The 25,039-nt window shown below is 44.3% G+C and carries 23 protein-coding genes, 2 tRNA genes and 2 pseudogenes; 19 read left to right on the top strand and 8 right to left on the bottom strand.

Annotated elements, in window-relative coordinates; genetic code table 11:
* Positions 1 to 412: 412 nt before the first annotated feature.
* The 6 genes from cysS (at position 413) to BQ5809_RS02545 (ending at position 4,616) form a co-directional block, all read left to right on the top strand.
* Positions 413 to 1,822 carry a cysteine--tRNA ligase gene (gene cysS, locus BQ5809_RS02570; RefSeq protein WP_003788404.1) on the top strand — a complete coding sequence of 470 codons (1,410 nt, stop codon included), beginning with the start codon at positions 413 to 415 and terminating at the stop codon, positions 1,820 to 1,822.
* Between the two features lie 50 nt (positions 1,823 to 1,872).
* Entirely contained in the window at positions 1,873 to 2,394 is a 522-nt protein-coding gene (locus BQ5809_RS02565; protein WP_003788401.1) for a hypothetical protein, read from the top strand.
* Positions 2,395 to 2,396: 2 nt separating this feature from the next.
* A complete protein-coding gene (locus tag BQ5809_RS02560; protein ID WP_003788400.1) occupies positions 2,397 to 2,855 on the top strand; it encodes an acyl-CoA thioesterase in 459 nt (152 codons plus the stop codon).
* Between the two features lie 83 nt (positions 2,856 to 2,938).
* Positions 2,939 to 3,466 (top strand): thermonuclease family protein, encoded by a 528-nt coding sequence (locus tag BQ5809_RS02555; protein WP_230477963.1) that lies wholly within the window; start codon positions 2,939 to 2,941, stop codon positions 3,464 to 3,466.
* Between the two features lie 85 nt (positions 3,467 to 3,551).
* On the top strand, positions 3,552 to 4,118 hold the full coding sequence (locus BQ5809_RS02550; RefSeq protein ID WP_003788397.1) for a biotin transporter BioY: 567 nt from the start codon (positions 3,552 to 3,554) through the stop codon (positions 4,116 to 4,118).
* Between the two features lie 72 nt (positions 4,119 to 4,190).
* On the top strand, positions 4,191 to 4,616 hold the full coding sequence (locus BQ5809_RS02545) for a DUF6314 family protein (RefSeq protein ID WP_032827830.1): 426 nt from the start codon (positions 4,191 to 4,193) through the stop codon (positions 4,614 to 4,616).
* On the opposite strand, the gene BQ5809_RS02540 is transcribed toward BQ5809_RS02545, so the two are convergent.
* A complete protein-coding gene (locus tag BQ5809_RS02540; RefSeq protein WP_003788393.1) occupies positions 4,617 to 4,946 on the bottom strand; it encodes a hypothetical protein in 330 nt (109 codons plus the stop codon).
* A gap of 215 nt (positions 4,947 to 5,161) precedes the next feature.
* Between BQ5809_RS02540 and BQ5809_RS02535 the strand changes: the two genes are divergently transcribed.
* From BQ5809_RS02535 to ypfJ, 9 genes and pseudogenes are all read left to right on the top strand, one after another.
* Positions 5,162 to 6,604 (top strand): hypothetical protein, encoded by a 1,443-nt coding sequence (locus BQ5809_RS02535; RefSeq protein WP_003788392.1) that lies wholly within the window; start codon positions 5,162 to 5,164, stop codon positions 6,602 to 6,604.
* A 5-nt stretch (positions 6,605 to 6,609) separates the two neighbouring features.
* Complete coding sequence (locus tag BQ5809_RS02530; RefSeq protein WP_003788390.1) at positions 6,610 to 7,755, top strand: DNA-binding transcriptional response regulator; 1,146 nt, start codon at positions 6,610 to 6,612, stop codon at positions 7,753 to 7,755.
* A gap of 18 nt (positions 7,756 to 7,773) precedes the next feature.
* Positions 7,774 to 8,310 carry a GTP-binding protein gene (locus BQ5809_RS02525; protein WP_003791782.1) on the top strand — a complete coding sequence of 179 codons (537 nt, stop codon included), beginning with the start codon at positions 7,774 to 7,776 and terminating at the stop codon, positions 8,308 to 8,310.
* Position 8,311: 1 nt separating this feature from the next.
* The gene (locus BQ5809_RS02520; RefSeq protein WP_003788387.1) at positions 8,312 to 8,971 is read left to right on the top strand and encodes a hypothetical protein; all 660 of its coding nucleotides are present in this window, start codon (positions 8,312 to 8,314) and stop codon (positions 8,969 to 8,971) included.
* Positions 8,972 to 8,989: 18 nt separating this feature from the next.
* Positions 8,990 to 9,355 (top strand): roadblock/LC7 domain-containing protein, encoded by a 366-nt coding sequence (locus BQ5809_RS02515; protein WP_003788385.1) that lies wholly within the window; start codon positions 8,990 to 8,992, stop codon positions 9,353 to 9,355.
* A 116-nt stretch (positions 9,356 to 9,471) separates the two neighbouring features.
* A tRNA-Phe gene (locus BQ5809_RS02510) sits at positions 9,472 to 9,547 on the top strand.
* Between the two features lie 181 nt (positions 9,548 to 9,728).
* Complete coding sequence (locus BQ5809_RS02505; RefSeq protein WP_032827829.1) at positions 9,729 to 10,394, top strand: YceI family protein; 666 nt, start codon at positions 9,729 to 9,731, stop codon at positions 10,392 to 10,394.
* A 29-nt stretch (positions 10,395 to 10,423) separates the two neighbouring features.
* Positions 10,424 to 11,221 (top strand): substrate-binding periplasmic protein, encoded by a 798-nt coding sequence (locus BQ5809_RS02500; RefSeq protein WP_003788381.1) that lies wholly within the window; start codon positions 10,424 to 10,426, stop codon positions 11,219 to 11,221.
* A gap of 188 nt (positions 11,222 to 11,409) precedes the next feature.
* Positions 11,410 to 12,103, top strand: a pseudogene (gene ypfJ / locus BQ5809_RS02495) (KPN_02809 family neutral zinc metallopeptidase).
* A 259-nt stretch (positions 12,104 to 12,362) separates the two neighbouring features.
* Here the strand turns inward: ypfJ and BQ5809_RS11380 are convergent.
* The 5 genes and pseudogenes from BQ5809_RS11380 to rimP form a co-directional block, all read right to left on the bottom strand.
* Positions 12,363 to 12,903, bottom strand: a pseudogene (locus BQ5809_RS11380) (VIT1/CCC1 transporter family protein).
* 135 nt (positions 12,904 to 13,038) lie between these two features.
* Positions 13,039 to 14,661, bottom strand: coding sequence for a phosphoethanolamine transferase (locus BQ5809_RS02480; protein ID WP_003788372.1), 1,623 nt, complete (start codon positions 14,659 to 14,661; stop codon positions 13,039 to 13,041).
* A gap of 210 nt (positions 14,662 to 14,871) precedes the next feature.
* Positions 14,872 to 17,703 (bottom strand): translation initiation factor IF-2, encoded by a 2,832-nt coding sequence (infB, locus tag BQ5809_RS02475; protein ID WP_003788369.1) that lies wholly within the window; start codon positions 17,701 to 17,703, stop codon positions 14,872 to 14,874.
* 12 nt (positions 17,704 to 17,715) lie between these two features.
* Complete coding sequence (nusA, locus tag BQ5809_RS02470; protein WP_003788367.1) at positions 17,716 to 19,215, bottom strand: transcription termination factor NusA; 1,500 nt, start codon at positions 19,213 to 19,215, stop codon at positions 17,716 to 17,718.
* 89 nt (positions 19,216 to 19,304) lie between these two features.
* Positions 19,305 to 19,742 carry a ribosome maturation factor RimP gene (gene rimP / locus BQ5809_RS02465; protein WP_003788363.1) on the bottom strand — a complete coding sequence of 146 codons (438 nt, stop codon included), beginning with the start codon at positions 19,740 to 19,742 and terminating at the stop codon, positions 19,305 to 19,307.
* Positions 19,743 to 20,004: 262 nt separating this feature from the next.
* Here rimP and BQ5809_RS02460 point away from each other — a divergent pair.
* Positions 20,005 to 20,089: transfer RNA gene (locus BQ5809_RS02460), tRNA-Leu, on the top strand.
* Positions 20,090 to 20,128: 39 nt separating this feature from the next.
* On the opposite strand, the gene BQ5809_RS02455 is transcribed toward BQ5809_RS02460, so the two are convergent.
* Positions 20,129 to 20,326, bottom strand: coding sequence for a hypothetical protein (locus tag BQ5809_RS02455; protein ID WP_003788361.1), 198 nt, complete (start codon positions 20,324 to 20,326; stop codon positions 20,129 to 20,131).
* 59 nt (positions 20,327 to 20,385) lie between these two features.
* Entirely contained in the window at positions 20,386 to 20,757 is a 372-nt protein-coding gene (locus tag BQ5809_RS02450) for a helix-turn-helix domain-containing protein (protein WP_003788359.1), read from the bottom strand.
* Between the two features lie 142 nt (positions 20,758 to 20,899).
* On the opposite strand from BQ5809_RS02450, the gene BQ5809_RS02445 reads away from it, so the two are divergent.
* The 3 genes from BQ5809_RS02445 to BQ5809_RS02435 all read left to right on the top strand — a co-directional run bounded on the left by BQ5809_RS02445 (position 20,900) and on the right by BQ5809_RS02435 (position 25,027).
* Positions 20,900 to 21,211: a hypothetical protein gene (locus BQ5809_RS02445; protein WP_003788358.1), complete on the top strand. Its 312-nt coding sequence runs from the start codon at positions 20,900 to 20,902 to the stop codon at positions 21,209 to 21,211.
* Positions 21,212 to 21,228: 17 nt separating this feature from the next.
* Positions 21,229 to 22,029 (top strand): DUF5358 family protein, encoded by an 801-nt coding sequence (locus BQ5809_RS02440; protein ID WP_003788357.1) that lies wholly within the window; start codon positions 21,229 to 21,231, stop codon positions 22,027 to 22,029.
* A gap of 169 nt (positions 22,030 to 22,198) precedes the next feature.
* On the top strand, positions 22,199 to 25,027 hold the full coding sequence (locus BQ5809_RS02435) for a valine--tRNA ligase (RefSeq protein ID WP_003788353.1): 2,829 nt from the start codon (positions 22,199 to 22,201) through the stop codon (positions 25,025 to 25,027).
* The last annotated feature ends 12 nt before the right edge of the window (positions 25,028 to 25,039 follow it).

Raw genomic sequence — 25,039 nt, 5'->3', positions numbered from 1 at the left:
TTATATTTTGTCCTTGGCAGCGAGGACAAGTTAGAGTTATTTCTGTTTTCACACACTCAAATATACTCTGTTTTCGCTGCTTTTTTATTGCTTATTTTTTTACAGCACACTTTTCAGGACACCACCAATTTAGATTAGGACAAGGCGACAACGACCGCCGTGTACAGCTAGTACATAAGGGAGTTGGCAACGCTGTACTAATCTAAATTTAATTCACTATAATGAAATCGCTGCGTTAAAAGAATACAGCCGAATAATAATGTGCAGGCTGCTTTGGAATATTCAAAATCATTCAAGCACGTTTATTTATCAAACAATTTAAAAAGTAGCCTGCATTTTGTAAACCCAAAGTGCAGGCTGCTTTTTGCTATAATCGCGCTTATTTTTGTCAAACCAAAACGAAAGCGTAACCATGTTACAAATCTATAACACCCTAACGCGCCAAAAAGAAAAATTTGAACCGCTAGACCCGAAAAACGTCCGAATGTACGTTTGCGGCATGACGGTTTATGACTACTGCCACTTGGGACACGCGCGTGTGTTGGTGGTGTTTGACATGATTGCGCGTTGGTTACGCCAACACGGTTATCCGCTCACTTACGTCCGCAATATTACCGATATTGACGACAAAATCATCAAACGCGCCAATGAACGCGGCATTACGATTCAGGAATTGACCGAAGAATTTATCACGGCGATGAATGAAGACAGCGACAAATTAGGCGTGTTGCGCCCCGATGTTGAGCCGAAAGCAACCGAGCATATTCCGCAAATGATTCAAATGATTGAAGATTTAATTGCCAATGGCAAAGCCTATCCAGCCGCTAACGGCGATGTGTATTACGCGGTGCGCGAGTTTGCGGCATACGGTCAATTATCGGGCAAATCGTTGGACGATTTACGCGCAGGCGAGCGTGTGGACGTAGACACAAACAAGCGCGACCCGTTGGATTTTGTATTATGGAAAGCAGCGAAACCTGAAGAACCGCATTGGAACAGCCCGTGGGGGAAAGGTCGCCCAGGTTGGCACATTGAATGTTCAGCAATGGGCGGCGAATTGTTTGGGCAGACGTTTGATATTCACGGCGGCGGCGCGGATTTGCAATTCCCACATCACGAAAATGAAATCGCGCAAAGCTGCGGCGCACACAATTCAAGCTGCAATCACAATCATGGCGACAAAATCATTCAAAGCCATGTTAAATATTGGTTGCATAACGGTTTTATTCGCGTGGACAATGAAAAAATGTCTAAATCGTTGGGCAATTTTTTCACAATCCGCGATGTGTTGAAAAAATATCAACCTGAAGTGGTGCGTTTTTTCATTTTACGCGCCCATTATCGCAGTCCGTTGAATTATTCTGACGCGCATTTGGACGATGCGAAAAATTCGTTGGCGCGTTTGTACAATACTTTGAATAATGTTGCGCCTGCTGCGTTTGAATTGACAGAAAATACCAATGAATACACGCGCAAATTTTTCGCGGCGATGAATGATGATTTCGGCACGGCGGAAGCGATGTCTGTTCTGTTTGAATTGGCAAACGAAGCGAATAAACACAACAGCGCGGAATTTGCAGGCTGCCTGAAAGCGTTAGGCGGTATGCTGGGCTTGTTGCAGGAAGAGCCGCAAGCGTTCTTGCAAAGCGGTGCGAGCGATGACGGTTTGTCGGCTGATGAAATTAACGAGTTGATTGCACAGCGTAAAACGGCGCGTGAAACGAAAAATTGGGCGGAATCTGACCGCATTCGTGATGTGTTGGCGGCGCATAAAATTATTGTGAAAGACAGCGCAGACGGCACGACTTGGACGCGCGGTTAATATAAAAAAGCAGCCTGCACTTTTTTAACCATTTTTTAAGAGTAACCCAAATGAAAAAACCCTTATTTATATTGATGACTTCGACTGGCTTGTCGGCACACGCAGCCGATTTAACCGAAGCAGAATTAGTGGGCAAATGGAAATGTTTGACCGAATACCCTTCTATCCACACGATGATTTTGGGCGAAACGGAATACGCAGCCGACCACACCAGTCACGGAGAAGACAAAATCCTAACCGTTGTGTTGGATAAAGATATGTCACAAACGCTGACTTATCGCACAACATCAACCGCTAAATGGACGCTTGATAGCGACAACACTGTCCGCATGGTAACACAAAGAGACACGGTAGAATGTGACCACCCCGAAAGCGTGCAGGCTGCTTTGAAAGCATCGTCCGAATTGCAACAAAGAGACAATAATTTCATTAAAATTCTGCAAGATAAACCAGAAAACGAAGCCGACCGCACCCTTACTTTGCAATTTGAACGCTTACCCAATGGCGAGTTTAAAGTACGCCAACCCGATATTTCTACTATGAGAAGCATTTGCCGCAAACTGGAAGCCTAATCATGCAGCCAACACAACTCCAACACGAACTCCAAATGACGGTGCTGATGACACCCGATATGGCAAATTTTAGCGGCAACGTACACGGCGGCGATTTGCTCAAACTGCTTGACCAAGTTACCTATGCTTGTGCCAGCCGCTATTCTGGGCATTATTGCGTTACCCTTTCAGTGGACAAAGTCACCTTTAAAGAGCCGATTTATGTGGGCGAATTGGTGACTTTTTTGGCAAGCGTAAACTTGGTTGGGCGCACGTCTATGGAAGTGGGCATTCGCGTAGAAGCGCAGAACATTCGCGAACGCACCACACGCCACACCAATTCTTGTTACTTTACGATGGTGGCGATGGAAGATGGCAAACCTGCGACCGTACCGCCCTTGCTATTGCAAACTGAGCAGCAAAAATGTCGGGCTGCGGCTGCCGAACAGCGTAAGCAGATGCGTTTGCAAATGAACGCTTAACGCAATAGAGAAATGTATCAAAAAGCAGCCTGCATTTTGTGTTTGGCAAAGTGCAGGCTGCTTTGTTATTAAATGGAAACAATATGAAAGCAAACTGGAAAATCTGTTTATCCGCCTTGATTTTAATCGCACAAACCGCTTGCGGAGCTGCGTCAACCAGCAATGAAAACGGATACAGCGCAACCGTCAAAAGCGTTCACGATGGCGACACCGTGCGCGTGGTGGATGCCAACGGTCAAACGCAACGTGTGCGATTGGCATACATTGATGCGCCCGAACTCAATCAAGTCGATGGCAAAAGCAGCCGTGATGCGTTACGAAAAATCGTGGCGCAACAAAAAGTCCGCGTAGAAGTGTTTGACACCGACCAATACGGACGACAAGTCGCGCGAATTTATGCCAACGGACAAGATGTCAATTTGCTGCAAATTCAACAAGGTAACGCATGGCACTATCGCAGCATTGCCAAACGCAATCAAGCCAAAACCGATTACGCGCAATACGAAGCCGCCGAGCAATCCGCCAAGCAACAACGATTAGGCTTGTGGACAAATCGCCAAGCCATTGCACCGTGGCAATATCGCTACAATCAGCGACAAAGCGAGCAATAATAAAGTGCAGGCTGCTTTTTCTTGCAATTTTGCCCATAAATAACCATAATCCAGCTTTTACTCTACAACCACAAGGAGCATACTTATGTACGCAACATTAGCCACAAGCAAACAATGGGCGGCACAAAATCAAACTACTGCGTTGATTTTAAAAACCGTAATCGGCGCAAACGTCATTGCTTTGTTGGCGCAACTGGCGATTCCACAACCTTGGGGCGTTGCCATTTCCGCGCAATCGCTGGGCGTAATGGTGATGGGTTTTGCGCTGGGACGCAAAGCCGCGATTGCCGCTTTAATGCTGTATTTGGCAGAAGGCGCAATGGGCTTGCCTGTGTTTGCCAATGGTCGCGCAGGTTTGGCGGTGTTAATGGGACCTTCGGGCGGTTACTTGTTCGGCTTCGTGGCAATGGCTGGTATTTTGGGTTGGGCAAGCGATAAAGGCGCGTTGAACTCTACTGTTAAAAGCGTAGTGGCAGCCTTGCTTGCCGTAGCTGTGATGTATGCGTTTGGTTTGGCGCAATTGTCGTTGTTTGTGCCAAGCAGCGAGTTAATCTACAAAGGCTTTACCACTTATTTGGCGTTTGATATTGCCAAAGCTTGCATTGCTTGCTTGTTGGTAATGCCAGCGTATCGTTTCTTCCAAAAGATTTAATTCGGCATAAAAAAGCAGCCTGCACATTTGAACGATACAATGTGCAGGCTGCTTCTCAATCAAAAAACTATTATGCAAACACCCTTAAAAAACCTATGGACAGCATTGAGCCAAATCCAAAGCGTCCAATTTACCGCCCAGCAGTCTAATCAAACATCACACGGCACGGGCACAATCCAAGTGCAATGCAATACCGCCGAGCAATGGATAGATTTTCACGAAACCCTAATCCGCAACCAAAAACAACGCGCTTTTGACATCAAACGCTGGCAATTTGCCGCCGACCACGTTGCCTTTTGCCGTTACAGAAATGGCGAATACGAATCGATTTTTCGTTTTGCCTATGGCGAACAAGGCTGGCAAATGCAACAAGAATATTGGTGCGAACCCGATTGCTATCGCGGCGAATTGCAGCAGCAGGGCGATTCAATCCACCTGCGCGTACAAATTGCAGGCAAAAACAAGGCGCAAATTGTGGATTATGTTTATACAGCGTGATTACAACACGTCCCAATCGCGGTCTTGAATCGCCACATCATCGCCAAACGGCTTGTCGCTACGACTGCGATTTCGGTCAAAAGTACGCAAAAATTCCGCCATTTCCGCAGGCGAAATCGCGCTGTGGGTCAATTCATCGGGCGACACATTGGGCGCATACGGCTCGGCAGAAAATGCAGGCTGCTTACTAAACAAATCTGCGCGGTCGGTTTGAAATTTTTGCCACGCTTCGTGGAGCAAAGTCGTCAAAGCAGCGTTGTGCTCGCAAAAAGCCGCCAGTTGTTCATCAGAAGCAGCCTGCAACCAAAATAACGGTTTGGGAGAAGTCATCGATTATCCTTGAATCAGATTTGGGAAAAGCGCAACATGTTACGCATTAAATTGTAAGAATTTGTATGCAAGTATGTTGATTGTGTGCATATGGTGTTAAAATCGACAAAATCAATATGAATGCAGATAGCGTCTATCTGCGTTATTCATTTTTATAGAAATCAATTGAGAGTGGTTTAATCCATGAAACATTGTTTGACGAGTAAGGAGAGGCTATGGACGATCCAGTAATGCAGGGATTAGTTGCCGTATTCTTGGTAGCAATCGGCGGGATTGTGATTGCCAAGGGGCGACAGAAATCAGCCAGTGCTAAGTCTGTTAAAGGCAAAAAAGGTAATAAAAAAGTAGCCGCGCAAAAAGAAGAAGCAGATTCTTCTGATTCCGATAGTGCGTCAGAAGCACAAGAGGAAGGTTGGGATTGGGGTGCAACTAATGTTGCTGCTAACGTGGTTGATGACACCAAAGTGTCTGTTCAGGACGTTGATACGCTTACAGAATTCAATGTTTACAAGCAGTTTGGTTATTATGAAAAGGCAGCGGAATCTTTATCTGCCTATTTGAGCAAAACCAAAACAGCTGACCCTAATTTAGCATTTGAGCTGATTGGCTTGTGGGTTGAAGCCAAAAACCCCGATGCGGTTGCTGAATCTTTAATGACATACCAATCTTTGTTAAGCACAGAGCAAATTGAAGAGTTTGTGAAAAGCGGTTTGGCATTGGACGAAAACCACTTGGGCTTGCGCGTGTTGGCAGAGAGCGTATTGGGTTGGAGCGTGAAGAAAACAGCGGAAGAAATCGGCGAGAAAACGATTGCCAAAGCACCTGCTGCTCCCGAAAAAACACATTCGCCTGTATCTGCTAAGAAAGCATCAAAAGAAACCCAAGAGCAAACTGTGCCACGCAAACCATTAGTGGCTGGTGCGGGTGCATTGTCTGCGATTAGCAACGATGAAAAAGGTGCGGTTTTGGCGTTTATGGAGCCTGAACAAAGCGTGAAATTGCTCAAAGATTCATTGAGCTACGATGCAGCAATCAAATACTTAAATAAAGCTATTCGTGTGTCCGACAAACCTGCATCTTTGCTGATTGATGCTTTGACGCTAGATTACCGCGCTAAAAACATTAACGGTTTTGCAGGGCATTTGTGGAATTTGTATTACAGTTTAGGTCAATACGGTCGTCAAGTTAAAGAACGTATGCTGGGCTGGGGATACAGCATGGGGCAGCATCCAATATTTGAAAAACTGGAAGCTAATCCCAATGAAGCTGTTTTGCGCGAATTGGGTATGCAACAAGGTTTGTTGGATGGCGGTAGCTTGAAGAAAGCGCGTTACCAAGCATTGGTGTCTGAAAAAGTAGATGTGGATTCAGAGCCACGCACAGCAGCAGAGCGTATTTTGAAAGACGTTGATTCTTTATTGATGTATGGTCAATTAGACAATGCAATGGAATTGTTGGAAGGTTCTATTTTGGAACACCCACAAGAATCACAACTGTATATTGCTTTGTTTGACTTGTATGAACGCGCAGAAGAATGGACGCGCTTGGAAAACCTACTGCAAGAGTTGCGTTCTCAAGTGCAATCCTTACCTGAGGAAGTGGTATTGGCAATGAGCCAATTACTACAACGATTTAATAACGGCTCATTCGGACATTAAAAATTATGAATCATGACTTACCACAAGTAAAAACGGTGAAGTTGTTGTTTGTTGCTATGGACGAGCAGCAACAAGCCATGTTCAAAATGGCGTTTAAAATGCACAATACAACGAACTATCAGGTAATTGAAGCTGGTTCTGGCGAAAAACCTGAATTGGTGATTGTTGATGGCGATGGCACAGCAGGTATTTCTGCTTGGCAAAAGGCCAAAGGCGATTATCCAGGTGGCGTGGTAGTGTATTTTTCTAAATCACCGCCATCAGTTACCGCACCGTATTTGTCTAAACCCATTAAATTTGACACGCTGTTTTTAAGTTTACGTAACTTAATGCAAGGTAATGGCGTATGGGTAGTGCATTCTGCTAGCGCAATGCAACAACGTGTGGCTGGTGCAAATCCAGCTGCAACCCGTCCAGGGCAGCCTGCACCTACACCACAAGCCACAGCGCCACAAAATAACCGCGCAACTGAAATAGTTATTCCACGCTTTGACCCAAATGTAGGTTTATTGGGTGCGTTCCGCGATGTGTTGGCACAACAACGCAATGCAGCAATTACATTGGATGAAAAACCGATTTTGGCAGTATTCCCCGCCATTCAACGTGTATGGGTGGCAGTGGATTCAGACCAGCTGAAGAACTTGTGTCGCCAAGGTAATTTGGAATTAAAAATCAAACAAATTCCAGACGATAGTAATATTCAAGAACGTGCAAATGCAACGGTAACATCTTCAATGTGGCAAATTGCCTTGTGGACAGCTAATGGTCGTTTGGTACAACCATTGAATCCCAACACGGTATTTAAACTGAAAAGCTGGCCTAATTTGACTCGTTTAGCACCTTTGCCAGAGTCTATGCGTTTATCTGCGTTTTTGACTAAAACATCGGTTAGTCTCAACATGTTATATAAATTGATGCCTTTGGATATGGCAGATATTTTGAACTACATTGCGGCAACTTACTTGACCGATTATTTAGGTATTACGCAGCAAGTGCATGAAGTACCTGCGGCTAGTTCTGCAACGCAAGCAACGGTTAATACCAGTGCTGCGCCACGTCCAGAACAAGTGCAAGCGGCAAGCTCACAGCAGCCGCAAAAAACAAGCGGTGGCTTACTCAGTCGCTTAATGAAAAAATTGCTGAACAAATAATAAGAGGTGTTCACTATGATGATAGAAAACAAAATTATTTTCACGGGGCCCGTAGGTGTAGGCAAAACAACAGCTATTGCGGCATTGTCAGATGAACCACCTATTCAAACAGATGCCAGTGCATCGGATATGACCTCTGTTCGCAAAGGTTATACGACAGTTGCAATGGACTACGGTTTGATTCAGCTTGATGAAAATACCAAAGTTCACTTGTACGGCACGCCAGGTCAGGAACGTTTTGACTTTATGTGGGAAATTTTGAGCCAAGGTAGTATGGGCTTGATTTTGCTGCTGGACAACACTCGTGGTAATCCTTTGAAAGACTTAAAATTCTTCTTGGATTCGTTTGACGATTTATTGAAAACAGCACCATTGGTAGTGGGTGTAACCAAAATGGACATTCGCGCTGTTCCTGGTATTGATGTTTATCAAAAATATTTGGCACAGCATGGTTTGAATGTGCCTGTATTTGAAGTTGATGCGCGTAATGAAGATGATGTAAAAGAATTGGTAACGGCAATGCTGTTCCAAATTGACCCAGGTTTAGAGGTATAACATGGAATCGACTCTTTCTTTACAAACGAATTTATATCCGCACATCACCGCTGCTGGTGCGTTTTATGCCGTTGCTAACAAAAGTAGCAGTGCAAGCCGCACCCTGTTGGCGAATATTTTAAGTGCAGGCAGCAGTGCACCAATTACGCCAGAAAAATTGTTGGAATGGGCTGAAACCGATGATTTAGACGCAGCATTGAATTTGTTGTATCGCTTGCAACGCTTGGAATTTTTGTATGGTAGCGAGCAGCCTGTTGATTTGCCAGAATTGACAGATGACACATTGGCAAACTTGTTGCCACATATGTCAGATAGTCAAAAAGCCTTGTTGATTGACCAAGATGGTTTTTACTTTGCTAACTCTAATTTCCATCACGAAGCAGCGGAAGAAGTAGCAATTTTGGCGAGTGAAGCTATTCGCTTATCCGAGCGTCATGCGTTGTTGATTAAAAATAACCTGAATATTTATCAAAATGCGTGGGGTTTGTGTGACCCAACAGGTCAAAGTGAACTGACTTTCTTCCCAATTTATATTAAAGACGCGAAATATATTTTGGTAACAGGGGGTACGCCACAATTACATAAAGAAGCATTTGTGTCTTTAGTCCGAGCGTTGTATCAAACAGCAGATGCCGCAGCCAGCTTGGGCGGTGGTTTTTAAATAATGGAGTATTAAAAAATGCATGAACAACTTCTAACTTCCGTATTGAGCGATTTGAATAGCTCGTCTGTGGACATCACATCATCTGCGGTTATTTCTACCGATGGTTTGCCTATCGCACATCTGTTGCCAGATAGCGTTGATGCTGACCGTGTGGGCGCGATGTCTGCTGCTTTGTTAGCGTTGGGCAACCGTACTACTCGCGAGTTGGCCTGTGGTGAATTGGAGCAAGTGATTGTAAAAGGTAAAACTGGCTACACTTTGCTGATTCAAGCTGGTGGCTCTAATGTGTTGTGCTTAACAGCAAAAGAAAGCGCGAAATTGGGCTTGATTTTGTTGGACGCTCGCCGTGCTGCGCGTAGCATTGTAGATATTACAAAATAATCGCATCAAGTATAAAACAACTGGTTTGTGTGGATAAACCAGTTGTTTTTGTGTCGCTAAACAGGAAAATTTGACGGCATCGTTAAAATATGTTGTAATACACGACCTATTTATTCGGCCAGATAGCTCAGTCGGTAGAGCAACGGATTGAAAATCCGTGTGTCGGCGGTTCGATCCCGCCTCTGGCCACCAGTTTTGTAGCCCAAGCATTTGATGTTTAGGCTATTTATTTAGTGTTATTGCTAAATATTTAATAATTTTGTTATTTTATGTTAACTAAAGTAAATATAAAACTTTTTGCTTTTTTAGAGTTAGTAATCAATCAATATAATTTTTTAAATATATTCATTAGGACAAAAATGGAAGAGGAATTATGAAACTTATTTCAGCTTCAATAGCTATTTTTTTTAGTAGTGTGTTTGCATTATCTGCATGTTCAAATAGTGAATCGTCAGTTACAAATTCTACACAATCTTCGTCTCCATCGGTTGCAATCTTAACTGATGCAGCAAAATGGGAAAGTCATAACACAAAAATTACATTTTTAATGGGTAAAGTAACTCCAAAATTTAAAAGCATTACAGAGCCCGCGCATTTTGATACATCATCAGCAGTTTTGGGGGGTGATGGTAAATTTATTTTGACTATTGATTTGAAAAGTATTAGTACAGATATTGATATTAGAAATCAACGTTTGAAAGATTGGTTCTTTGAAACATCTAAATTCCCAGTAGCGACTGTTACGGGTCAGTTGGATTCGGCGCAAATTAATCAATTAAAATTGGGTGAGATGTTGTTATTGGATCAAAATCTTTCGCTTAACTTGCATGGTGTAGATATCCCTATCCAGGCTGCTCTGTTAATCAGTCGAGTAGATAATAATAGGATGATTGTGAGTACACGGACTCCTGTTATTGTTGATATTGGTAAAATCAATATGTTGGAAGAGATGGAAAAATTAATGGATGGAATAGGTGTAAGTGCAATAATACAGCAAGTACCTATTTCTTTTTATGGTGAGTTTAGTCGCATTTCTTAATAAATTAGAATAATAAAGAGGGAGAGGTGATGATGAAGAAATTGTTAACTATTTCAGTAATTATTTCATTTTTAGTGGCTTGTTCACCGGAAGAGTCAATTCAAGAGGAAATAATACCAGTATCACAGTCAGTTGCTACAAAACCTATTTATGTTGTTGCTATTGATCAGAAATATCCTCCTTATTCCTTATTGGATAAGGATGGGAGAATAATAGGATTGGATATTGATATTTTGAATAAAATTGCTGAAAAAGAAAATATTTCATTTCAATATAAACCCTATCCACATAACGATATTTTAGGTGATATGAAAAAAGAGGGTGTTTCATTATTGGCATCTGGGATTGATGAGGCCGAAGTAAAAGAAAAGCAAAAAGATGCTTTAGTTAGTTTACCTTATTCTGAAACTAAAAAATGTGTTATAGAGTTGCGTTATGAAAGTTCGGATAAGTGGAAAGAGAAACGCATAGCAGTTTTAGTTTCTGATTTGGAAGCCGTTAAAAAAGTAAAAAATGTTGTGCAAAATAGCAATATTATTGGGTTCCCTTCTAATTATTTAGCGTTGTCTGCACTTATGAAAAATGAAGCAGATTCTGTTGTAGGAGACTGCACTATTTTAAATTATTATGCTCGTAATGATATTTTGGAAAAGTTCCCTTTTTCTATTCAGGATGTTAATGATATGCCTGAAAAGCATAATATAGTATTTGTAGCACAACCAAATTCATTAGAGTTACTTTCAAAAGTTAATAAGGGCTTGATGGAATTAAGGAAATCAGGTGAATTGGCGGTAATAATGAATAAATGGATAAAACCATCTGAATAATTTAGTTAAATACGGTAATGTGGGCGATTTATTTTGTTATAGTGAATTATAGTGGATTAAATTTAGATTAGGACAAGGCGACAACGACCGCCGTGTACAGCTAGTACATAAGGGAGTTGGCAACACTGTACTAATTTAAATTTAATTCACTATAAATTTAATCCACTATGCGTAGATAGGAGTAGGCAATGCGTTGGCAAAATCGGGAAGGTAGTCAAAATGTGGAAGACCGTCGTGGCTCGGGTTTGGGCAGTGATGGCGGTGGAAAAACACCTGGTCTGCTGGGTTTGGTTGTGGTTGGTGGGCGCGTATTTTCAGCAGCGTGGTGCGGTTTATCAAATGCCGAAAATGGTGCTGTATAGCGGTGCAACCAGTACGGCTTGCGGTGCTGGTAATGCGAGTGCTGGCCCGTTTTATTGTCCTGTTGACCAAAAATTGTATATTGATTTGTCGTTTTACAATACGATGAAAAATGAATTGAGGGCGGCTGGCGATGCGGCGTTTGCGTATGTGTTGGCGCACGAAGTAGGGCATCATGTGCAAACGGTGTTGGGGACGATTCAAAAAGTCAATCAGGCGCAGCGACAAGTGAACCAGAAGCAGGCGAATGCGTTGTCGGTGAAACTGGAATTGCAGGCGGATTGCTATGTGGGCGTGTGGGGCTATCATGCGCAGAAAGACGGTTTGTTTAAGCAGGGCGATGTGGAAGAAGCATTTGCGGCGGCAGAAGCGGTAGGCGATGACACGTTGCAGCATCGCGCACAGGGTTATGCTGTTCCGCATACTTATACGCACGGGACTTCAGCGCAACGCAAATAGTGGTTGCAGCGCGGTTTGCAAACGGGCGATATTGAACAATGTAATACGTTTGCGGCATCTTGATGATGTTCAGTCACTGATGGGATTGCTGTAACCGAAAGCGTGGGTGTGGCGGCGCAACGCCACGTCCGGTGCATAATAGTGGTATGAAAAAGCAGCCTGCACTTTTGTAAACATAAAGTGCAGGCTGCTTTTTGTTTGTTTAAACGGCAACGCCAAATATAGTGAATTAAATTTAGATTAGTACAGCGTTGCCAACTCCCTTATGTACTAAATGTACACGGCGGTCGTTGTCGCCTTGTCCTAATCTAAATTTAATTCACTATAGTTTGCTCAATAACATGGTTACGGCAAGCGTGACTATTCCCCACAGCACAATGCGCCGTACCGCAGGCAAGATTTTTGCACCGCCGAGTTTGGCAGACACTGCGCCCAATATCGCCAAACCCAAAATCGTGGTAATAGTAATCACCAAAACAGGGACAATCGTGCCCACACAAAACGCACCTGCGGATGACAAAGCAGCCTGCAATGGGTTAGCAGCCAATGTGTCCGACAAACCAATTTCGTCTCGGGCGTGAGCGGACAAGGCATCGTGCTGGGTTAGGGCAAGGGCGACTTTGTTGCGCCAAATCTTCGTCTAAACCACGGCTGCGGTAGATGGCGGTTAATTCGGCTAATTCGCGTTCTGGGTTGTGTTGTAATTCGTGCGATTCTTTTTGCAAGTCCACTTGCTCTGTGTCGGCTTGGCTGGACACGGACACATATTCGCCTGCTGCCATGGAAACCGCTCCGCCAATGAGCGCGGCTAAACCTGTCAGCAAAATGGTTTGATTGCTGGCGTTTGCCGATGCCAAGCCCATGAGCAAGCTGGCGGTGGAAATTAAGCCATCGTTTGCGCCCAACACGCTGGCACGCAGCCAGTTGTTGCGAGATGAATAATGTGGCTCGGCATGAGCCGAAGTCCAAGATTGAGTCATATCGTTGACTCCTTCCTGTTAGCGACATGCCGCCAAAATATCCAAATCGGCGCGATAGGTTTGCGATTGGGTTTTGTCCAAATTCATTGCGCTAAACAACGTGCTAAACACGTTGTCGTGTGAATAGGTTTGCGTTTGCGCGTTTTGGCGCAAGCAGCCTGCATTGATTTTTTCGTTTTGCAACCAAGTTGGGCTAAACCACATAATCATCGGGATAGACGTTTGCTCTTTGGGCGCGATTTCGTAGGGCGTGCTGTGTAAATACACGCCTTTTTCGCCCAAACTCTCGCCGTGGTCAGATGCAAACATCACGGCACTTTCCCAGTCTTTGTGCTGTTCCAAATGCGCAATCACGGTGTTGATAAATTGGTCGACATACAAAATGGTGTTGTCATAAGTATTGACCAATTCTTGATTGCTGCAACGGTTGATTTCGTTGGTGTCGCAAGTGGGCGTGAACTGACGGTATTCGGGCGTGTAGCGTTCGTAATACGTTGGACCATGGCTGCCAATCGTGTGCAACACAATCAAGGTGTCTTGCTTGGATTGGTCTATTTGATTCAGCACCTTATCCAATTCGGGCAACATTACGTTGTCCAAGCATTCACCATTGTGACAAAACTCGGGTGGATTCATTTTGGTTACATCAATATAAGGTGTATTTTTGCATACACCTTTGCAACTTGAATTATTGTTCAGCCACACAATTTTGATGCCTGCGCGTTGCATCATATCCAAAATATTGTCTTGCTTTTCGGCACGAGTTACGTTGAATTCGGTGCGCGTCATGTGCGAAAACATACATGGCACAGAACCTGCGGTAAACGTATTACAACTGCTCACATTATGGAAGTTAATCACGCTGTCGCCGCGCTTGGCAAGCAGGGGCGTGGTTTGGCGTGCATAGCCGTTTAACCCCCAGTTTATTGCGCGTGTGGTTTCGCCCACAATCATCACAAATACGCGGCGATTGGGCGTGGTTTTGATTTGTTTGACTTGCGTGTCTAGCGTTTGATAGGGCAGGTTGTCGCGTTTCCAATGTTTGTATTTGCTGATGCCTGCGCCAATAAAATTGCTGGGGACAATTAAATTTTTGAGCGTAGGATTGTTGCGCCCCACCGATGCGTAGTCTTGATAAAAAAACGCGGCAATCACCAACACGCCCAAAATAGACAAGCAGCCTGCACCCATTCGCGCCAAGCATTCGCGCCACCATGTTCGATAGATGATTTTGGTGCGACAATACAAAATGGCTGGCACAACCCCTAGACACACAATCCATGCGATAAACGGCACAGTCATTAGGCGCGAGCTTTCGCTAACGGTGGTTTGCATCACGTTGGTGAGCATATCGTGGTTGAAATATACGTCTAAAAAAATGGAGTTGTAGCTAACCGACGCGCTAATCACCAGCAGCAAGGGGACGATGATTTTGTGTACAAAAGGCAACGCCAGCAGCGTGAATACGAGCCAGCACGCCAAAAATATGAACACGGGCACGGTAAACAAAAAGTTTGCCCAAACGTGTTCTTGGATTTGCCAAATCTTGGCGTAGAGCGCGTAGTTGAATATGGCGGCAAAATAAATTGCCAGCAATAGGTTGAGTCGTGTTTGAGTGGATTGGAAAGTAGGGAATTTCATGATATTGAATCAGTATGATGGGTAATCGTTATATTGTAACACATTAGAATTAGCTGAAAATTATCATGATGTATAATTTTGTTTTTAATTAAAAAAAGCAGCCTGCACTTTTGAGATTACTCCTAAAAAGTGCAGGCTGCTTTGCCCTTTTGTCCAAATCTTTGATTTGGGTATAAAAGGGTATGCTGCAGGTAAGATTGGCTTATGTGATTACAGCGTACGCGCCACTTCCACCACGTCAAAGCATTCCAACTGGTCGCCTTCCATGATTTCGTTGAAGTTTTTAATCATCAAGCCGCATTCAAAGCCTTGTTTCACTTCTTTCACGTCGTCTTTGTAGCGTTTCAATGAAGACAATTCGCCTGTGTGAATCACCACATTATTACGGATAACGCGCACTTTGCTGTCGCGTTTCACCAAGCCATCTGTAACCATACAACCAGCAATATTGCCGACTTTGGAAACCGAAATTACTTGACGGATTTCCACCGTACCTGTGATTTGTTCTTTTTCTTCAGGCGACAACATACCGCTCATGGCAGCTTTCACATCGTCAATCGCATCGTAAATAATGTTGTAGTAACGGATTTCTACGTCTTCCGTTTCCGCCAACTTACGCGCAGATGCATCAGCACGCACGTTAAAGCCGATAATCAACGCGCCTGACGCAATCGCCAAGTTCACATCGCTTTCAGTAATGCCGCCCACGCCGCTATGCAACACTTGCACGCGAACTTCATCGGTAGACAATTTTTGCAGGCTGCCTGAAAGTGCTTCGTAAGAACCTTGCACGTCCGCTTTCACAATGATTGGCAGATTTTGCGCTTGTTCGCAGCCCATATTGTTGAACATGTTTTCCAATTTCGCCGCTTGCTGTTTCGCCAAACGCACGTCGCGGAATTTACCTTGACGGAACAAAGCCACTTCACGCGCTTTTTTCTCGTCTTCCAACACCAGCGCGTCTTCGCCTGCTTTTGGCACATCCGACAAGCCTAAAATTTCCACAGGAATAGAAGGACCCGCTTCGTTGATTGGCTTACCGTTTTCATCGCTCATCGCACGGATTTTACCGAATGATGAACCCACCAACAGCATATCGCCTTTACGCAAAGTACCGCTTTGTACCAATAAAGTGGCGACCGCGCCGCGACCTTTGTCCAAACGTGCTTCCACAATCAAGCCTTTTGCAGGTGCATCAACTGGCGCAGTCAATTCCAAAACTTCCGCTTCCAGCAATACCGCTTCCAACAATTTATCAATGTTCAAGCCTTTTTTCGCAGATACATCAACAAATTGCACATCGCCGCCCCATTCATCGCACACAACTTCATGTTGCGTCAATTCTTGGCGGATACGTTCAGGGTTTGCCGCTTCTTTATCAATTTTGTTTACCGCCACCACGATTGGCACGCCAGCCGCTTTCGCGTGGGCAATCGCTTCAATCGTTTGCGGCATCACGCCGTCATCGGCTGCTACCACCAAAATCACGATGTCAGTCGCTTGCGCACCACGTGCACGCATCGCAGTAAACGCTTCATGCCCCGGCGTATCCAAGAACGTAATCACACCTTTTGGCGTTTCAACGTGATACGCGCCGATGTGTTGCGTGATACCACCAGCCTCGCTAGCCACCACTTTGGTGCGGCGAATGTAATCCAACAGCGACGTTTTACCATGGTCCACGTGTCCCATTACCGTAACAACTGGCGGACGTGGCAAGGATTCAACATTATGTTTCGTTTCTTCATTTAAGAATGCGTCAGGGTCGTCAATCGCCGCAGGTTTGCCGATGTGTCCCATTTCTTCCACGACCAACAGCGCGGTGTCTTGGTCAAGCGATTGGTTAATCGTTACCATCATGCCCATTTTCATCAGGACTTTCACAACTTCCACGCCTTTAACCGCCATTTTGTGCGCCAAATCGGCTACGGTAATGGTTTCAGGCACTAAAACTTCATGCACAACAGGCTCAGTCGGCGCTTGGAAACCGTGTTGGTTTGGCTCAAGTTTCAATTTTTTGCCTTTTTTGCTGCCACCGCGTACGCGTTCATCATCGCCACCGCGTGAATTATCGCGTCCGCCTTTGGCTTTACCGCCTTTGCCTTTTGGCGCGTCATCATCGTTGCGACCATGACGGCGGTCTTCTTTTTTGCGGCTGCCGCTGCTTGGGTTTTCTTCGCTGATAGCAGGTTTGTTGGCAGCAGGCGCAGGTTTTGCAGGCTGCTTTTTATTGTTGCCGTTGTTGGCGTTTTGTTTGGATTCGGCTGACTTCGCTTTGTTTTCTTGGGCTTTTTGCGCCAATTTTTCATCGCTAGGTTTGGCAGTGCGAATACCTTTGCCGTCTTTGCCTTCTTTTTTCGCGGCGGCTGCTTGGCGTGCTTCTTCGGCAGCCTGCAATTTAGCCGCTTCACGGCGTGCTTGGCGTTCGGCGCGTTCTTGTTTTTCGCGCAACAAGGCTTCTTGCGCTTCACGGCGGCGAATCGCTTGCGCTTCTTCTTCGGCACGACGCGCCGCTTCTTCTGCGCTGACTACTTCCACAGGCGTTGGCAAAGGCTCGGGAGCTTTGTCTTTATTGCGATTACGGTTACGCTTGCGTTTCTCTTTATTGCCTTCGCCTTGTTCGTTTTTCACTTCTGGCTTAACAGATGCAGGCTGCTTTTTCTCTGTTTCCGCAGCAGGCTCAGCTGTTTCTGGTGCAGGCTGCTTGGTTTCGGTAGGTGCAACTTCGGTTTTGGCTGGTTTTTCTATTTTTTGTCCAGACGATGCCGCTTTCAAACGAGCACGTTCTGCTTCGGCAGCAGCGCGTTTGGCTTCGCGTTCTGCTTCTGCTGCATCGTTTTGCGGTGTCGTTTCGGCGACTTGTGGCGCAGGTTCGGCTACCACAGGTGCAGGCTGCTTTTGTTCTACCACTTCGGCAGGTTTAGGCGTTTCGCCTGCTTGTTCTGCTTTTAAACGCGCCAACATTTCTTCGCGTGTCAGGTTTACTTTTTTGCCGCTTTTGTGTTGCACCACAGGTTTATTATTGCGATTTCCATTACTCATATTCGTGTATCCTTATTCTGCATCGTCCGCAAACCAATGAGCGCGCGCGGTCAAAATCACTTGTTCCGCTTCTTCTTTGCTCACCCCTGTGATTTCAATCAACTCGTCAATAGACAATTCTGCCAAATCATCGCGATTGGTAATGTTTGCGTCCACCAAGTCGCGTAACATATCATCGTCCAAGCCGTCCAAATTGCGTAAATCGTCGGCAATGCTGTTCAATTTTTCTTCGGCTTCCAATTCGGTTTGCAACAATACTTCACGCGCTTTATTACGCAGATTTTCGGCGGTTGCATCGTCCACGCCGTCCAAATCGGTCAAATCCGACATCGGCACAAACGCCACTTCTTCGATGCTGGTAAATTCTGCTGCCACCAATGCCAACGCCACGCTTTCGTCCGCGCCCAGTTGCGACATAAACAAATCGCGCAAAGCCAATTCTTCTTCGGCATTGCGTTGTTCCGCTTCTTGCTCGGTCATGATGTTGAGCTGCAACCCCGTCAATTCTGCCGCCAAACGCACGTTTTGACCGCCGCGACCAATCGCCAAAGCCAGTTGGTCTTCCGCCACAATCACATCAACCGATTGCATTTCATCGTTAATCACAATGCGGCTCACTTGCGCAGGCGAGAGCGCGTTAATCACAAATTGCGCCGTATCGTCCGACCACAACACCACGTCAATGCGCTCGCCACCGATTTCGTTAGACACGGCATTCACGCGCGAACCGCGTACACCGATACAAGTGCCTTGTGGGTCGATGCGTTGGTCGTTGGTGTGAACTGCGATTTTGGCACGTTGCCCTGGGTCGCGCGCCACTTCACGGATTTCCAAAATACCGTCGCGGATTTCAGGCACTTCCTGCTCAAACAATTTACGCAAGAACTCGGTTGAAGCGCGGCTCAACATCACTTGTTTGCGACCACCGTTGAACTCTTCCACTTTCAAAAACAGCGCACGGATTTTGTCGCCACCACGATAGTTTTCGCGTGGCAACATATGTTCGCGTGGAATCAGCGCGTCCAATTTCGGCGCGATTTCCACCACAATGCCATGACGTTCCACACGTTTTACCGTGCCAACCACCACATCTTCGCGGTTTGCCAAAAAGCCGTTCAAAATCTGCTCGCGCTCCGCATCACGGATTTTTTGCAAGATGATTTGTTTTGCCGTTTGCGCGGCTTGGCGACCAAAGGCTTCGTTGGGGATTTCTTCTTCGTAGTAATCGCCCACTTCAATTTCAATACCAGGTTGTTCTTCTTGGATTTGCTCGATGGTTTTTTCCAACTCGGGATAGGTGTAGTCCAAGTCTTCCACAATCAACCACTTACGCACGGTTTTGTATTCGCCTGTTTCGCGATGAATACGCACTTCCAAATTCATGTGTTCGCGGTCGGCTTTCTTTTTTGCAGCAATACCCAAAGCCGTTTCCAAGGCTTCGAACACCACATTGGGGTCAACATTTTTTTCACTTGCCAATGCTTCTGCTAGGGCTAAAATTTCGCGGCTCATTCAGCAACGCTCCTATTTAATCAATCAAAAAAAGATTCAAAAGCAGCCTGCACTTTAAAAAGCAGCCTGCACATTAACTATTTAACTATTTAGAATTTAAATTCAGGTTTAATTCGCGCCTTATCCACATTAGATAACTCAATTTGCGCGACTTTGCCGTCAAACGACAGCGTAATCATCTGCGTGGCTTCATCAAACGACTCAATGCGCCCGATGAAATTCTTTTGCCCGTCCACAGGCAAGCGCGTTTTGATTTTCGCCTGACTGCCTGCAAAACGCACAAAATCGCTGGCTTTTTTCAGCGGACGGTCAAGCCCTGGGCTAGAAATTTCCAAGTTCTTGTAATCCACGTCTTCCACCATAAACACACGGTTCAAATGGTTGCTAACGGTCGCGCAATCTTCCACCGTGATGCCACCTTCTTTATCAATAAACACGCGCAACGTGCCTTGTGCCGTCAATTCAAAATCCACCAATTCGTAGCCCAAACCAGGCAAGGTTGTGTCTAAAATATTCTGTATATCCATGTTTTAATTAAAATTTCCATATCTAGAAAACAAAAAAATGACCACGCGGGTCATTTTTCGTTGGGTGTTTGAAAAATTGGGCGCAATTATAATCGCTTTACCTTGAAAAGAAAAGGCTTTTTATTTTGATATTGGATTTTGCATACCCAACTTTTATCGCCAAACAAAAAAATCCATATAAAAAACAACAAACCCCATTTTTGACGACACAATTTGCTTGACCAATTTTGCCACATCGGTATAATGCGCCACTTCAACACCTGCCCAGGTGGCGAAATTGGTAGACGCAGGGGACTCAAAATCCCCCGCCGCAAGGTGTGTCGGTTCGAGTCCGACCCTGGGCACCAAATTTCAAAACTCCGCTAAATTTGATTTAGCGGAGTTTTTTATCGTCCGTACATTTCGGCAATCCATTTGATTTGTTCTTCGGTAGCGGCATCTTTGCCGAGTTCGGCTGATAGTACAAATTCGCCACTTAAACCATTTTGCTGACATGTTTGCTGCCAAAGTTTTAGGCGTTCTTCGTGGGTTAAGTCGTTTTTGAGCTGGCGAATTTTTTGAACGGTTTGTTGATTGAGATTCATGGAGATTCCTTTTAGGTTGCCTGAAAAATAGAAAGGTTGGGAAAGAATCCGAACCTGATTTATTTTTCTACATTGGCTTTTAATAACGCAATGATTTCTTTTAACGCTTCAATTTCTTTGTCTTTTTGTTTTAATAATTCATCTTTTGCATCAAGCAATAATTGGAATTTATCCATTGAATTTAAATTATGGCCATTTACATTATTGTCGCCGATGGAAAAGAAAAACGTTTTATCTTGGTTGGCAATTAAATCTACCATATCGATATTAAAAATTTGTGCAATTTGTTTTAGTTTCTCAATATTTATGTTAGTTTGCCCACGTTCGATTTTCGCATAACCATTGGCGGACATAGCTAATTTTTCCGCCATTTCTTCTTGCGACCATTGGTTAATTTCTCTCATCACGCGAATTTTGTCGTGGACTTCCATTTTTTATCCTTTAATTTCTTTCAGGTTGCCTGAAAGTGTGGTTTTCAATATTCTGAGTGTAAATTCTACCATTTTTTGTGAGTGGTTAAAATAGATTGAATAGTTTAACATAAATTACCATTTGTTAAATGAAAGATACAAAATGACACAAAAAATTCTAATTCATGCAGATATTTATGAGAGTATTTATGAGAGTAAATTTTTTGGGAATAATAAGGTTCAACTTTGTTACTCAAATATTCAAGCTAAAAATCCTAGTGAACAGGCATTGATTGATGAATGTATTCAGAAAATGCGCGAGGATAATAATGAGCTTTTATTAGAAAATCAGACTTATTATCCAGTTTTAGGTTCAGTTCGGGATTTAAATTCAGGTATGGCATTTATCTCACCTAAACTAAAAATAAAAAATGCTTCTTTAATTTTGGATATTAAGAATAAAAAGTTTGAATAATATTTAAAGGATATATCATGTTAAAAAAATTACTAACGTTTGTTTTACTTACTCCAAGCCTCTGTATTGCCGCACCAAAATATAAAATTTCTGATGCAGATGTAAGGAAATGGATTATTGAAGGAAATAAAGCAGAACAATGTCTTTTTCCCAATATAAATAGTGTATCCCCAACCCCAACTACCTATATATTGCATAAACGGTATGTTTATGAATTACCCTTAATAAAGGTAATTGGTCTACAAAATACAAATACTATCTTTTCCGACATAGAATCAGGACAATATCTTGAACGAAAATTTCGGAGATTTAATCACGCTAAACCAGCAACATTTAGTAGCGAGTGGTGTGAAAATTTAAAACAACAATATGCTAGAGATATTCCTGCTGCTAATCAATGGATTGCTCAACAGGAAGCATTACAAAAACAAGCTCAACAAGCCCAAGAAGAACAAGCTCGCCAGGCATTTTACGCTACGCCGCAAGGTCAGGCTTATTTAGCACAGCAGCAATTGTTGCAACAACAGCAAAATGCGCAACAGCAAGCATATTACAATCAGCAGCAAATACTTGAACAACAACGCCTTGAACGTGAACGTCAAGAACGTAATCAGACTTGGCAAGATTTGGGCAACACTATTCAACAATCAGTGAATAGTTTGACAAATACAATGCAAAATAACACACAAATGCTAAATAATATGAATAACCAAATGATGCAAAATAATCAACAAATGATGCAAAATTGGGGTAGTAATCGTGGTGGCTCTGTAACCTGTTATAAATTAGGCACAGGTATTACTCATTGCAATTATTAATAAATATTTGATTCATATATAAAGAATTAAATTTTTTTACAAATTGGATTTCCTAATTTTTCAAATAGTTGGAAATCCAATTTTTCTAGCAGCCTGAAAAACTGAATCCCCTCATTTTTGCTATAATCCCACATCTTTTAGTCAATTCAACTTTCAGGCAGCCTGAACTATGTTAAACAAATACAACCCCTCCGAAATTGAAACCAAACATTACCAAAATTGGGAACAAAACGGCTATTTTGCCGCCGATTTTGCGAAAAAAGACAGCTTTTCCATTCAGCTCCCACCGCCAAACGTAACAGGCACATTGCACATGGGACACGCATTCAACCAAACCATTATGGACGGTTTGGCGCGTTACTACCGCATGAAAGGCTTTAACACTTGCTGGATTCCAGGGACTGACCACGCAGGCATCGCCACGCAAATCGTGGTAGAACGCCAATTAGCCGAACAAAATATTAGCCGCCACGATTTAGGGCGCGAAGCCTTTTTAGAAAAAGTGTGGCAATGGAAAGAAAAATCAGGCGGCACAATCACGCAACAAATGCGTCGCGTGGGCTGCTCTGCCGATTGGTCTCGCGAATATTTCACAATGGACGACACACGCGCCGAAATCGTTACCCAAGTATTTGTTAAATTATACAATCAAGGCTTGATTTATCGCGGCAAACGCTTGGTAAACTGGGACCCTGTGTTGGGTACAGCTGTTTCCGATTTGGAAGTGGAAAATGTGGAAACGGACGGCTCAATGTGGCATATCCGTTACCCATTGGCGGACAATCCGAATGAAGCCGTTATCGTGGCAACCACGCGCCCTGAAACGTTGCTCGGCGACGTGGCAGTGGCGGTACACCCCAAAGATGAACGTTATACACATTTAATTGGCAAGAATTTAATTTTGCCTTTGACAGGTCGCACCATTCCCATGATTGCCGATGAATATGTGGAAAAGGATTTCGGTTCAGGCTGTGTGAAAATTACCCCTGCCCACGATTTCAACGACTACGAAGTCGGCAAACGCCACGACACTTTATTGATTAACGTATTGAGTTTGGAAGCGAAAATTTTGACGGAAGCGGAAGTATTTGATTACCGCAGTCAAGCCCACGAAACGTGCAGGCTGCCTGAAAAATACGCAGGTTTAGACCGTTTCGCGGCGCGTAAACAAATCGTGTCGGATTTACAAGAACAAGGCTATTTAGTCAAAATTGAACCGCACAAATTGATGACTCCAAAAGGCGACCGCACAGGCTCGGTTATTGAACCCATGCTAACCAATCAATGGTTTGTGGCGATGTCGGCAACCGCAAACGGTGGCGAACCCGATAGCGAATTTAAAGGCATGAGTTTGGCGCAAAAAGCGAAACATGCCACCGAAAGCGGTCAAATTAAATTTGTGCCTGAAAATTGGATTAACACTTACAACCAATGGATGAACAATATCCAAGATTGGTGTATTTCGCGCCAGTTGTGGTGGGGGCATCAAATCCCTGCGTGGTACGATGAAAACGGCAAAATTTACGTTGCCCTGACCGAAGAAGAAGCGCAAAAACAAGCAGGCAGCCTGCAAATCACACGTGATGAAGATGTGTTAGACACTTGGTTCTCGTCTGCGCTTGTGCCATTCTCTACGCTGGGCTGGAAAGACGGCGAACCTGACACGGAAGCGATGAAAGCGTTTATTCCATCTAGCGCGTTGGTAACTGGCTACGAGATTATTTTCTTTTGGGTGGCGCGTATGATTATGATGACGACCCATATTGTTGGCAAAGTGCCGTTCCGCAATGTGTATATTCATGGCATCGTCCGCGACCACGAAGGCAAAAAAATGTCTAAATCAGAGGGCAACGTGATTGACCCTGTTGATTTGATTGACGGCATTGATTTGGAAAATTTATTGGTTAAACGCACAACTGGTTTACGCCGCCCTGAAACCGCCCCAGCCGTGAAAGAAGCGACTAAAAAACTGTTCCCAGAAGGCATTCCGTCAATGGGTGCGGACGCGTTGCGTTTCACGATGGCGAGTTATGCGAGCTTGGGTCGTGGCGTGAATTTTGATTTTAAACGTGCGGAAGGCTATCGCAATTTCTGCAATAAAATTTGGAACGCGACCAATTTCGTGTTGATGAACACGGAAGAGAAAGATTGCGGTTTGTCGGGCGATGTGAAATTCAGTTTTGTTGATGAATGGATTATTTCGCGTCTGCAACAAACGATTGCGGCGGTTGCGCAGGCTTATGAAACCTATCGTTTTGATTTGGCCGCGGAATTATTATACAGCTTTGTTTGGAACGACTATTGCGACTGGTATTTGGAATTGGCGAAAGTGCAGCTGCAATCGGGCGATGAAATCCAAGCTCGCAGCACACGCCGCGTGTTGTTGCAGGTGTTGGAAGCCAGCTTGCGATTGTTGCACCCAATTATGCCGTTTATCACGGAAGAATTGTGGCAAGTCATCGCCCCAATGGCGAACGCGAAAACGGCAGACAGCATTATGATTGCGGCATTCCCTGTGGCTGATGAATCGCAAATCGTTCAGGCAGCCTTGGACAAAATGGCAGCGTTGCAAGAATTGATTGGCTCGGTTCGTAATTTGCGTGGCGAAATGGGTATTCAACCGAGCGTGAAAGCTCCGTTGTTTATTGAAAGCGCGGACGATTTAGCGGCGTATTTGAATTACTTGCCGATGTTGGCACGTTTGACCGAAGCGACCCAAGTGGACACGCTGCCTGAAAGTGAAGATGCGCCAGTTGCCGTGTGCAACGGTGCGCGTTTGATGCTGAAAGTGGAAGTGGACAAAGCCGCCGAAACCGCTCGCCTGAACAAGGAAGCGGAAAAATTGCAAAAAGCATTGGACAAATTGAACGCGAAATTATCTAAAGCAGGTTATATGGACAAAGCTCCTGCCCATTTGGTTGAGAAAGATAAAGCGGAATTGGCTGAATTGGAAGACAAAATGGCGAAAGTGAAAGCGGCTTTGGCGAAGTTGGCGTAAATTTGATTTGAA

The organism is Kingella kingae ATCC 23330, from assembly GCF_900111845.1.
Lineage (GTDB): Bacteria > Pseudomonadota > Gammaproteobacteria > Burkholderiales > Neisseriaceae > Kingella > Kingella kingae.
This window is presented reverse-complemented; position numbering and strand designations above follow the sequence as displayed.

Bases quoted from the DNA above. Each gene is read 5' to 3' on its own strand.
- BQ5809_RS02500 (WP_003788381.1), top strand. From the start codon at position 10,424: ATGATGAAGAAATTGTTAACTATTTCAGTAATTATTTCATTTTTAGTG.
- BQ5809_RS02440 (WP_003788357.1), top strand. From the start codon at position 21,229: ATGTTAAAAAAATTACTAACGTTTGTTTTACTTACTCCAAGCCTCTGT.
- BQ5809_RS02525 (WP_003791782.1), top strand. From the start codon at position 7,774: ATGATAGAAAACAAAATTATTTTCACGGGGCCCGTAGGTGTAGGCAAA.
- rimP (WP_003788363.1), bottom strand. From the start codon at position 19,742: ATGGATATACAGAATATTTTAGACACAACCTTGCCTGGTTTGGGCTAC.
- BQ5809_RS02455 (WP_003788361.1), bottom strand. From the start codon at position 20,326: ATGAATCTCAATCAACAAACCGTTCAAAAAATTCGCCAGCTCAAAAAC.
- BQ5809_RS02535 (WP_003788392.1), top strand. From the start codon at position 5,162: ATGGACGATCCAGTAATGCAGGGATTAGTTGCCGTATTCTTGGTAGCA.
- infB (WP_003788369.1), bottom strand. From the start codon at position 17,703: ATGAGTAATGGAAATCGCAATAATAAACCTGTGGTGCAACACAAAAGC.
- BQ5809_RS02540 (WP_003788393.1), bottom strand. From the start codon at position 4,946: ATGACTTCTCCCAAACCGTTATTTTGGTTGCAGGCTGCTTCTGATGAA.
- BQ5809_RS02450 (WP_003788359.1), bottom strand. From the start codon at position 20,757: ATGGAAGTCCACGACAAAATTCGCGTGATGAGAGAAATTAACCAATGG.
- BQ5809_RS02515 (WP_003788385.1), top strand. From the start codon at position 8,990: ATGCATGAACAACTTCTAACTTCCGTATTGAGCGATTTGAATAGCTCG.
- cysS (WP_003788404.1), top strand. From the start codon at position 413: ATGTTACAAATCTATAACACCCTAACGCGCCAAAAAGAAAAATTTGAA.
- BQ5809_RS02530 (WP_003788390.1), top strand. From the start codon at position 6,610: ATGAATCATGACTTACCACAAGTAAAAACGGTGAAGTTGTTGTTTGTT.
- BQ5809_RS02545 (WP_032827830.1), top strand. From the start codon at position 4,191: ATGCAAACACCCTTAAAAAACCTATGGACAGCATTGAGCCAAATCCAA.
- BQ5809_RS02560 (WP_003788400.1), top strand. From the start codon at position 2,397: ATGCAGCCAACACAACTCCAACACGAACTCCAAATGACGGTGCTGATG.
- BQ5809_RS02435 (WP_003788353.1), top strand. From the start codon at position 22,199: ATGTTAAACAAATACAACCCCTCCGAAATTGAAACCAAACATTACCAA.
- BQ5809_RS02480 (WP_003788372.1), bottom strand. From the start codon at position 14,661: ATGAAATTCCCTACTTTCCAATCCACTCAAACACGACTCAACCTATTG.
- BQ5809_RS02550 (WP_003788397.1), top strand. From the start codon at position 3,552: ATGTACGCAACATTAGCCACAAGCAAACAATGGGCGGCACAAAATCAA.
- BQ5809_RS02565 (WP_003788401.1), top strand. From the start codon at position 1,873: ATGAAAAAACCCTTATTTATATTGATGACTTCGACTGGCTTGTCGGCA.
- BQ5809_RS02520 (WP_003788387.1), top strand. From the start codon at position 8,312: ATGGAATCGACTCTTTCTTTACAAACGAATTTATATCCGCACATCACC.
- BQ5809_RS02445 (WP_003788358.1), top strand. From the start codon at position 20,900: ATGACACAAAAAATTCTAATTCATGCAGATATTTATGAGAGTATTTAT.
- BQ5809_RS02555 (WP_230477963.1), top strand. From the start codon at position 2,939: ATGAAAGCAAACTGGAAAATCTGTTTATCCGCCTTGATTTTAATCGCA.
- BQ5809_RS02505 (WP_032827829.1), top strand. From the start codon at position 9,729: ATGAAACTTATTTCAGCTTCAATAGCTATTTTTTTTAGTAGTGTGTTT.
- nusA (WP_003788367.1), bottom strand. From the start codon at position 19,215: ATGAGCCGCGAAATTTTAGCCCTAGCAGAAGCATTGGCAAGTGAAAAA.